This window comes from Dyadobacter sp. HNCC25DJ183 (assembly GCF_056895175.1).
Genome location: NZ_JBXHAP010000014.1, coordinates 1 through 3,188 on the forward strand (window position 1 = coordinate 1; position 3,188 = coordinate 3,188).

2 rRNA genes are annotated in these 3,188 nt (G+C 51.1%); both read right to left on the reverse strand.

Annotated elements, in window-relative coordinates:
- Positions 1-47: 47 nt before the first annotated feature.
- A 5S ribosomal RNA gene (rrf, locus tag AC1XTG_RS25515) occupies positions 48-159 on the reverse strand.
- Between the two features lie 134 nt (positions 160-293).
- Positions 294-3,115: ribosomal RNA gene (locus AC1XTG_RS25520) — 23S ribosomal RNA — on the reverse strand.
- Between the last annotated feature and the right edge of the window lie 73 nt (positions 3,116-3,188).

The following is a 3,188-nucleotide window of genomic DNA, read 5'->3' on the forward strand; positions in this document are numbered from 1 at the left end:
CACAAAAAAAGCCCCACATTTCTGCGGGGCTTTTAATTGCTATGGTATTGTGGCGACTACCTACTTTACCAGGTTTGATCCAAGTATCATCGGCGGTTCTGGGCTTAACTTCTCTGTTCGGGATGGGAAGAGGTGAACACCAGGCCAATAGTCACCAACAAGGTCTTTGAGTTAGAAGTTTAGAGTTGATGAGTTGAGAGTCTATGAGTCTTTACTCATTAACTTTGAACTCATGGACTTTTAACTCCATTTCATGTCATATTGGAAGTAGAAGAGATAGGAAAGAAGATTAAATGTGCAAGCTGTTGGGTAATTAGTACTGCTCAGCTGAATGTGTTTCTACACGTATACCTGCAGCCTATCAACGTCGTAGTCTACAACGACCCTTATGTGGAAGATTCATCTTCGGGCTAGTTTCGCACTTAGATGCTTTCAGCGCTTATCTATTCCCCACATAGCTACCCGGCCATGCTACTGGCGTAACAACCGGCTCACCAGCGGTGGGTCCAACCCGGTCCTCTCGTACTAAGGTCAGCCCCCGTCAATCTTCCTACGCCCACCACAGATAGGGACCGAACTGTCTCACGACGTTCTGAACCCAGCTCGCGTGCCACTTTAATCGGCGAACAGCCGAACCCTTGGGACCTTCTCCAGCCCCAGGATGTGACGAGCCGACATCGAGGTGCCAAACCTCCCCGTCGATGTGAGCTCTTGGGGGAGATCAGCCTGTTATCCCCGGCGTACCTTTTATCCTTTGAGCGATGGCCCTTCCATACAGAACCACCGGATCACTATACCCTGGTTTCCCACCTGCTCGACCCGTCGGTCTCGCAGTCAAGCCTGCTTGTACTATTGCACTCCACACACGGTTACCAAGCGTGTTGAGCAGACCTTTGGAAGCCTCCGTTACACTTTTGGAGGCGACCACCCCAGTCAAACTACCCACCATGCACGGTCTCCGACTTAGTCGGATTAGATCCCAGGCCAGCGAAGGGTGGTATTTCAACGTTGGCTCCCCGATGCCTGGCGACACCGGCTCACAGCCTCCCACCTATCCTACACATCCCTGACCCGAAAACAATGCAAAGCTATAGTAAAGGTGCACGGGGTCTTTCCGTCCCGTGGCGGGTAAGCGGCATCTTCACCGCTACTACAATTTCACCGAGCTCACGGCCGAGACAGTGCCCAGATCGTTACACCATTCGTGCAGGTCGGAACTTACCCGACAAGGAATTTCGCTACCTTAGGACCGTTATAGTTACGGCCGCCGTTTACTGGGGCTTCGATTCAATGCTTCTCTTGCGATGACATCCCCTCTTAACCTTCCAGCACCGGGCAGGTGTCAGGCCCTATACGTCAACTTTCGTTTTGGCAGAGCCCTGTGTTTTTGCTAAACAGTCGCCTGGGCCATTTCTCTGCGGCCTCTCATTTCTGAGGAGGCTCCCCTTCTCCCGAAGTTACAGGGTTAATTTGCCGAGTTCCTTAGCCGTGATTCACTCGAGCACCTTAGAATATTCTTCTCGACTACCTGTGTCGGTTTACGGTACGGGCTGCATACAGCTGATGTTTCAAAAGCTTTTCTTGGAAGCGTCTTCGATGATTCGCTTCGCCCGTAGGCTCCGCTCAACGCACTATTCCGTCAGTACGTACCATCCACGATACTCCGTCACTTCTTCACACTGCATGCAGGGGCAGGAATATTAACCTGCTGTCCATCGGAAGTCGCCTGTCGGCTAGTCCTTAGGCCCCGCCTAACCCTCCGTTGATTAGCATAGCGGAGGAATCCTTAGTCTTTCGGTGTGCGGATTTCTCATCCGCATTATCGTTACTTATGCCTACATTTGCTTTTCCCACCAGTCCAGCACAGCTCACGCTGCACCTTCACCCCTGTGGGAATGCTCCCCTACCGATTGTATTACTACTATCGCATAGCTTCGGTAATATGCTTGATGCCCGTTTATTATCGATGCCCGCCCCGCTCGACCAGTGAGCTGTTACGCACTCTTTAAATGTATAGCTGCTTCCAAGCTAACATCCTGGCTGTCTCTGCAGTCGGACCCCCTTAGTTCAACTTAGCATATATTTTGGGACCTTAGCTGATGCTCTGGGTTGTTCCCCTCTCGGACTGGGACCTTAGCACCCCAGCCCTCACTGCCGTGTATATCATGCCCCATTCGGAGTTTGTCAGAATTTGGTAGGATTTGACTCCCCCTAGTCCTATCAGTAGCTCTACCTGAACATGACTCAACCACGACGCTGTTCCTAAAAACATTTCGGGGAGTACGAGCTATTTCTCAGTTTGATTGGCCTTTCACCCCTACCCACAACTCATCCGAAAACTTTTCAACGTTTACCGGTTCGGTCCTCCACGATGTGTTACCAGCGCTTCAACCTGGTCATGGGTAGATCACAAAGTTTCGCGTCTACAGCCACTGACTAATCGCCCTATTCAGACTCGCTTTCGCTTCGGCTCCTGTTCTTTAAACATTAACCTTGCCAGTAACCGTAACTCGTAGGCTCATTATGCAAAAGGCACGCCGTCACCCATTACAGGCTCCGACCGCTTGTAAGCGCATGGTTTCAAGTTCTATTTCACCCCGCTGCTCGCGGTACTTTTCACCTTTCCCTCACGGTACTCGTTCACTATCGGTCTCTCAGGAGTATTTAGCCTTGGCGGATGGTGCCGCCGGATTCAGAGGGGATTCCACCGGTCCCCACTTACTCAGGATACTCACTCAGATAAACTCACTGCCTGTACGGGATTCTCACCCTCTTCGATTGGCCTTCCCAGACCATTCCAGTTCGCTATTTATCCACTTGGTGAGTCCTACAACCCCAGCTTGGCCGTAACCAGGCTGGTTTGGGCTCTTCCGTGTTCGCTCGCCACTACTTACGGAATCATTGTTATTTTCTTCTCCTGCGGGTACTTAGATGTTTCAGTTCCCCGCGTTTGCCCCCCGTAGGGTAATGTAGCTTCACTACACTGGGTTGCCCCATTCGGATATCTACGGATCAATGCATATGTGCTGCTCCCCGTAGCTTTTCGCAGCTTATCACGTCCTTCATCGCCTCTGAGAGCCTAGGTATCCCCCATGCGCCCTTAATTCGCTTGCGCGACTTCTATTTCTTTTCTCTTCTACTTTACCAATATGTCAATGAACTCGTTACCGGACTCTTCCAGTAATGCT